Annotated in this window: 7 protein-coding genes; 5 read left to right on the forward strand and 2 right to left on the reverse strand. The window is 66.5% G+C overall.

Annotated elements, in window-relative coordinates:
- Window positions 1–24: 24 nt before the first annotated feature.
- Genes KF833_04185 through KF833_04205 form a run of 5 tightly spaced genes read left to right on the forward strand, consistent with a single transcriptional unit; the run spans window position 25 to window position 4721 of the window.
- Window positions 25–2364, forward strand: coding sequence for a TonB-dependent receptor (locus tag KF833_04185; protein ID MBX3744486.1), 2340 nt, complete (start codon window positions 25–27; stop codon window positions 2362–2364).
- A complete protein-coding gene (locus KF833_04190) occupies window positions 2339–3037 on the forward strand; it encodes a TonB family protein (protein MBX3744487.1) in 699 nt (232 codons plus the stop codon). The genes KF833_04185 and KF833_04190 overlap by 26 nt, the downstream gene beginning before the upstream one ends.
- Window positions 3038–3063: 26 nt before the next feature.
- Window positions 3064–3786 carry a MotA/TolQ/ExbB proton channel family protein gene (locus KF833_04195; GenBank protein MBX3744488.1) on the forward strand — a complete coding sequence of 241 codons (723 nt, stop codon included), beginning with the start codon at window positions 3064–3066 and terminating at the stop codon, window positions 3784–3786.
- A gap of 6 nt (window positions 3787–3792) precedes the next feature.
- Window positions 3793–4233 (forward strand): biopolymer transporter ExbD, encoded by a 441-nt coding sequence (locus tag KF833_04200; protein MBX3744489.1) that lies wholly within the window; start codon window positions 3793–3795, stop codon window positions 4231–4233.
- Window positions 4230–4721 carry a hypothetical protein gene (locus tag KF833_04205; GenBank protein ID MBX3744490.1) on the forward strand — a complete coding sequence of 164 codons (492 nt, stop codon included), beginning with the start codon at window positions 4230–4232 and terminating at the stop codon, window positions 4719–4721. Before KF833_04200 ends, KF833_04205 begins: the two co-directional genes overlap by 4 nt.
- Before the next feature lie 23 nt (window positions 4722–4744).
- On the opposite strand, the gene KF833_04210 is transcribed toward KF833_04205, so the two are convergent.
- The gene (locus tag KF833_04210; protein MBX3744491.1) at window positions 4745–6430 is read right to left on the reverse strand and encodes a CotH kinase family protein; all 1686 of its coding nucleotides are present in this window, start codon (window positions 6428–6430) and stop codon (window positions 4745–4747) included.
- A 134-nt stretch (window positions 6431–6564) separates the two neighbouring features.
- Complete coding sequence (locus KF833_04215) at window positions 6565–6927, reverse strand: transposase (protein MBX3744492.1); 363 nt, start codon at window positions 6925–6927, stop codon at window positions 6565–6567.
- Window positions 6928–7214: the final 287 nt, after the last annotated feature.

Raw genomic sequence — 7214 nt, forward strand, 5'->3', positions numbered from 1 at the left:
GTGTTCCCGCGCCAGGCGCACCCTATGTCACAACGCCGCACGTCCTTTCCCCGACCTGTCCGTCGCGCCGCCCAAGGCGCCCCATCCCTGAGCCCAACCCAGGCCTCCGTCGCCGCCCTCACCGCTCTCATCATGGCCCACGGCCTCGCCGCCCAGGCCCAATCCGCCGCCAGCACCGCCCCCGCCGGACGCCTCCCCGATGTCGTCGTCACCGGCTCCATGATCGGCTCCCCCGAGGCCGTCCGTGACATCCCCGGCTCCGCCACCTACCTCGGCCTCGGCGAAATCCGTGACTTCAACCAGACCGACATCAACCGCGTCCTCCGCCAGGTCCCCGGCGTTTATGTCCGCGAGGAGGACGGCTACGGCAATTTCCCCAACATCAGCCTCCGCGGCGTCACCACCGTCCGGAATTCCAAAATCACCGTCATGGAGGACGGCATCCTCGCCGCCCCCGCCCCCTACACCGACCCCGCCGCCTACTACACCCCCGCTGTCGGGCGCATGAGCGGCCTCGAAATCATCAAGGGCTCCAGTCAGATCAAGTACGGACCCCAGATCACCGGCGGTGTCGTCAACTACCTCTCCACCCCCCTCCCGGCCGACCGCCAGACCTTCCTCAAAGCCTACTACGGCAGCCATAACGAGGTCTTCGGCCTCGGCGACTTCGGTGACCGCATCCCCGCCGGCAACGGCAACGTCAGCTTCCTCCTCGAAGGCTTCTACCACCGGTCCGACGGCTTCAAGACCATCGACGCCGGTCCAGGCGTGGACCGCGACAAGACCGGCTTCGAGCGGATCGAACCGATGATCAAGCTGGCCTACGACCTCAATACCGAGGTCTATCAGCGCATCGAAGCCAAGTACGGCTACACCCGCTTCACGGCCGACGAATCCTACCTCGGCCTCGCCGAAGCCGACTTCGGCGCCGATCCCTACCGCCGCTACTCCTCCACCCGCTTCGACCGCATCCCCACCGACCATCACCGCACCTACCTGCGTCACCTGATTCGTCCGTCAGACCGCTTCGAAATCACCACCACCGGCTATTACCAGCACTTCGAACGCGCCTGGTACAAACTGAACGACGTCCGGGCCGCCGGTGACACCACCTGGCGCAGCCCCGCCGAGGTCCTCGCCGGTGCCCACGGCGCCCTCGATGTCCTTCGCGGCACCCAGGCCGGGCAGCTCCGCTACCGCAACAACAACCGCGATTACACCCTCCACGGTGTCGAACAGAACTATCGCTACGAGTTCGCCACCGGCGCCGTCGATCACACCCTCGAAGGCGGCATCCGCTACCACTACGACCGTTCCAGCCGCTTCCAGAACGACACCGTCTATACGGTCGATGCCGCCGGCAATATCACCGGAACGTCCGTCGGCACTCCGGGCTCCCAGGACAATCGCGAAGGCGATTCCACCGCCTGGGCCTTTCATGTCCAGGACCGCCTCGCCTGGGACCGCTGGACCATCACCCCGGGCCTCCGCTACGAACACATCGACTTCAGCCGCAACAACCGCAATTCCGGAGCCCAGGGCGAAGGCGATCTCGATGTCATGGCCGGCGGCGTCGGCATCGACTTCGATGTTTCCGATCCCCTCACTCTCCTCGCCGGTGTCCATCGTGGCTTTGCCGTCCCCGGCCCCGAGGGCGCCCTCGGCAACGGCCTCGACGAGGAAACCTCACTCTCCTTCGAAACCGGCGCCCGCTACCACCTCCCCAACGGCCTCCGCGCCGAGGCCATCTACTTCTTCACCGCCTTCCGCGATCTCATCGTCGATTCCAATGCCGGCGGCGGAGGCGGCGGCATCACCGAAAATGCCGGCGATGTCGATGTCCACGGCGTCGAGTTCTCTCTTCAGTACGATCCCGGCGCCCAGTATCAATGGGTCGTCCGAACGCCCATGAGCCTCGCCTTCACCTACACCGATGCCCGCTTCGAAAGCGATGCCAGCAGCGTCGGCGCCGGTGGCGCCTCGGTCGAAAGCATCTTCTCCGGCGCCGTGAAGGGCAATCGCGTCCCCTACATCCCCGAATATCAGATCAATGCCCGCGTCGGCCTCGAATACAGCCGCTACGGCCTCTACCTCAACGCCACCTACATCCCCGAAACATTCGCCACCGGCAGCAATACCTCCCTCCAGGCCCGGCCCGACGGCACCCCCGACGCCCGCTTCGGCAAAACCGACGCCCACTTCCTCCTCGACCTCACCGCCGAAGCCCAGCTCACCCCGTGGGCCCGCGCCTTCTTCGGCGTCCGCAACCTCACCGACAAGGAATACGTCGCCTCCCGCATCCCCCTCGGCCCGCGGCCCGGCATGCCCCAAACCTTTTATGGCGGTCTCAGCGTCGCGTTCTAAGGGCGCCCCCGAATGCGTCCTCGTCGCCTGGCTCTCCTGCCTCCTGGTGGGAGCGCTGGGCTTCGCCGTTCCCTATCCCCGCCCCCAGCCACGCCCGGAACCCGAACGCGTCGTCGCCCAACACCTCGACCTCGACCTCTCTCCCGGTGACGAATCCGCCCCCGCCTTCGCCACCTCCAACCCCAATCCCGCCAGCTCAACCGAACGCCTGCCCGCCCTCCCCCCCGAGCCCCCTTCCCTCGTCCTCCCCTCCGTGCCGGCCACGCTCGCCCTCGCCACTCCCGACCCCGCCGCCGCCTTCCCCATTCCTTCACCCGCGGCGGTCGCCACGGTGGCCGACACCCCCGCCGCGGATGCCCGCACCGAATCCCCCGAGCAAGCCATGGGCGCCTCGCCCCTCCCCGTCGAAGCCCTCGTCCACGGTCGCGGCGAAGGACGTCAACCTGCCCCCGAGTATCCCCCCCAGGCCGCCCGTGAAGGTCAGGAGGGTGTCGTCGGCGTCCGCTTCGTCGTCGGACCCGATGGCCGCGTCACCTTCGCCGAAGCCCATCAACCCTCCGCCTGGCGCCTCCTCAACGACGTCGCCGTCCGTACCGTCCGCCACCGCTGGCGCTTCCAACCCGGCCAGCCCCGCGCCTTCGAAGTCGCCATCCATTTCCAACTCCAACGCTGACCCGACCCGACCGCACCCGTCTCCCCATGCCGCCCCTCCTCGCCAACGTGGTCCTCGATTTCTTCCTCAAAGGCGGGCCCATCATGTGGCCCATCCTCCTCTGTCTCCTCGCCGCCCTAGTGGTCGGACTCGAACGGACCCTCTGGTGGTGGACCCTCGGTCGTCGCTGCCGCCCGGAAGCCCTCGATCAGACCTTTGCCGCCATCGCCGATGGCCGGTTCGAGGACGCCTTTCGCCAGAGTAATGACCCGCGCGATCCTCTCCTCGCCACCGTCCATCACGGCCTGACGCACGCCCACACCTCCTTCCTCGGCGCCATGCAGCTCCGCGCCACCGATGAACTCGATCACGCCGAACGACGCCTCTGGGTCCTCGGCACCTTCATCACCCTCGCCCCACTCCTCGGCCTCCTCGGCACCGTCATCGGCATCATGCACTCCTTCAGCTTCGTCGGCGGCGAGGAACTGGCCGCCGTCAAGGTCAGTGGCGGCATCGCCGAAGCCCTCATCGCCACCGCCTGCGGACTCGGCATCGCCATTCTCTGTCTCCTCCCCTTCAACTACTTCTCCCACCGCCTCTCCCGCCTCCGCGGCCGCCTCGAACGCACCATCAATCACGTGGAACTCCTCGTCGAATCCGCCCGTCACCACGGTCATGACCTCGAGGACTTCTCCCGCACCCGTGCCGGACGCGCGCTCGCCGAAGCCCGCCGCCCCGGCGCACCCATTCCAGCCCACGCCACCCCCTGATCCGTCATGCCGGTCAAGCTTGGCTCCAAACTCCCCCCCTCCCACGAGGCGCGCATCGAGATCATCCCCCTGATCGACATCATGTTCTTCCTCCTCGCCGCCTTCATGCTCGTCAGCCTCGGCATGGTCAATCTCAAGAGCGTCCAGGTGAACCTCCCCACCGCCTCCGCCGCCACAGCCACCCCCGACCTCCGTGGCGATTTCCTCAACGTCTCCGTGGACCGCTCCGGCGCCCTCTTCCTCGATCGCACCCCCGTCGGCCCCCACGAACTCGTCCTCCACCTCCAGTCCTGGCGCCTCACCAACGATCACGCCCGAGTCTTCATCAGCGGCGATCAGGACGCCCGTCATGGCGATGTCATCCGCGTCCTCGACTGGGTCCGCTCCGCCGGCATCGACCGCGTCGCCTTCGAAATCCGCGAGGCCCCCGCCGAACCCCGCCCATGAAGGGCCTCCACCTCCTCAACCTCTTCGGCGTCCTGGCTCTCGCCGCCCTCTGCGTCGCCCAGTGGTCCACCAACCGCGTCCTCAACCTCGACATCAACCGCCTCGAACAGTCCCGCCTCGACCTCACCGCCTCCCTCCGCGACCTCGAAAAGGCCCATGCCGGTCTCCAGTCCGACCTCGAACACTTCCGCGAACGCTTCGCCCAGGCCCACGCCGACGCCCAATCCGCCCGAACCGAACTCCGCGACACCGAAGCCCGCGCCCACCAGCTCGAACGCGACCGCGACCGACTCCAGCTTCAAATCGAAATCTGGACCCAGGCCGTCGCCGACCGCGACGAACGCCTCGAAGACGCTTCCCGCCTCCTCCAGTCCCAGGCCGAACAACTCCGCGACGCCGTGACCCGCTTCAACGAACTCGCCGACCGCCACAACCAGCTCGTCCAGGATTGGAACCAACTCCAATCCCGCCTCGCCTCCCGCCCCTGACCTCTCCGCCCTCCGTCCTCCGATCACCGCTCCCGGATCAACCGCAACGATCCCTCGTCGAACCAACCCTCCCCCCGCGCCCCCCCGAACTCACACACCAGCTCCACCTCCGCCAGCGCCTCCTCCACCTCCAGTCGGAACTGCAACGGCATCCACTCCCCGTCGCTCCCCCCAAGCCACTGCGCCCGCGCCCCTGAAATCCGCAGACACACCCCGGCCTCGCGTCCTCCCCCCTCCGTCCTCGCCCGCCCTTCAAATCGATACCGGCCCGGTTCCAGATTCACCCGCGTCCGCCACGACCCCGTCCCCCCCGCCCCCGCCGTCGCGATCCGCAGCACCCGCACCCCGTCCTGCTCCACCACCTCGAACCGCAGCGGCGCTCCATCCCGCGCCGTCATCTGACGCCGCCACCCCGACAATCGAGCCATCCCGTCTTCGCCGAACTCCAGGGGCAACCGCGGTGACGCCAGTTGCTCCGTCACACTGCGCGCCCGCTCCACGATCCTCACGCACAGGTCCTCCACCGCCCGGTCGTGTTCCCGTGCCCAGTCGGGATGATACGCCGCCAGCGTCGGCCGGATTCGCGCCGCCAGTTCCCGCACCCGCGCCACCACCCGGTCCTCCACCAGCACCTCAGACCGCAGCGTCGCCAGCCGTTCCATCACCATCCGCCGCCCCTCGACCGTTGCCATGAACGCCCGTGCCACCACTCCGCGCATCGGCGCCTCGATGGAACTGTACGGACTCGACCGCCCCGCCCCGAACATCTGGTCCATCCCATGCGGCAGAAACACCATCCGGCCCGTGCTTTGGTCATGGAACAGCCGGAAATTGTTCCGGTTCTGTCCGTAGCCATCCCAGTGACAGGTCAGGATCTCCATTGCCAGAAATCGCGCGAACCGCTCGACATCCAGCACCCCGCTCAACCGCTCCCATCGATTGCCCGCAATCGAACCATGAACCGCCTCCAGCAGGCGTTCGATGTCCGACCGGTCCGACTCATCGTCCCCCGAGTTCGTGTCCAGACCCGGATGCACATCCTCCAGGAACCCCCCGTCGTACAGATTGCCTCCCACGTCCGAAAAGTGGCGACGCAGAAACGGCTTCCCCCACCCCTCCGCCACCACGAACAGCCCGAGATCTCGCCCGTTCAGCACCACCGTCGCATGGCCCGCGGTCGGCGCCGGCACGCCTGCCGCCTCGAACAACTCCCGCGAGATCGCCTCGCTCAGGTACGTCGGGTCCTGAACCGAATTGTTCAGCGAAAACTTCCCGTACCCATGAAACCGCTGGCCCCGGACGTGCTTGTTAAAATTCAGCGTCATCGCCGGCTTGTCATCCACCGAACGAAAGCTCCCTGCCGCCCCCTTCAAGTGAAGCGCCACATCCCGATACTCCTGCCCCCCCTCGCGCACCGTCACCCGCACCTGCGGCCGTTCCATCCCCCCACCGCCCCGTGGTCCCCGCCATCGGTACCCCCGCAGGATCTCCACATCCTCCGGGGCTATCTCGATCTCCAGCCGCCACAAATCCTTCGGCACCGGCGACATCGGCTCCTGCACCCGCGTCGCCGGGCGTCGCCCCCACCGGTCTCCCTGCGTCTCCAACTCCACCCAGGCGGGTGGTCGCACCATCGGCTCCGGTGGAAACAACCATCGCACCGCGCCCACCACCCCCAACGTCAGCCACAAACCCACGCGCCAACCCATGCCCCGCCGTGCACGCTGCGTCGTGCCAGTGGTAACTCGGCCAAACCCCATGCCCATTTATGCCCCACCCTCCCACCCCTGGCAATGCGCGCGTTTCTTATCTCTGCCCCCCCCAGCGCGTATGCATGACGTACTCAGGCGAGCTTTGGTCGGCGCAGGGTGATGAAGGTCATGGCCTTGGTGAGGTTGTCTTCGCCCATGACGGCTTGAAAGTCGGTGAGGGATTTCTGCGCGGGCTTGGGCTGCTGAAGCCCCCAGTGCATGAACAGGCCGATGACCACTCGCCGGACCATGCCCAGGATCAGCAGGCCGTTGGTGTTGCGAACCCGGCACCGATCGTCGTTGAGGGAGACGTCGAGGCGTTGATGGCTGCCGTTTTCGATACCCCAGCCCTGGCGGTTGGCATCCAGCCATTGCGAGGCCGAAAGCTCTGCGGGTGTCAGGTCGGTGATCAGGCCGACGGTTTCGTCCTTGCGCCCCGTGCGTTGTCGGGTCAACCATATCATTAAATAATTAGACAGGCTTTTTAAATTTGATTCCACTTTTTATTTTGACAGTCTTTTTAAATTGACTTCCTAAGCTCATTGGCCACCCTTTCGCCATCATTCAATCCTCAATCCCCGAACACCTCCTTCCTTTATTTACTGTCTCCCTCCCTTCTCGACTACCCAACCCCCATCACTTTGGTAGCACCCCCCAGCACCCCGACCCAATGAAGACCCCACGCATCAAGGCCGATCCCTCCCTCCCCGCCACCTACCATTGCATGTCCCGCGTCGCCGGT

It is taken from the genome of Verrucomicrobiia bacterium, from assembly GCA_019634625.1.
Lineage (GTDB): Bacteria > Verrucomicrobiota > Verrucomicrobiia > Limisphaerales > CAIMTB01 > CAIMTB01.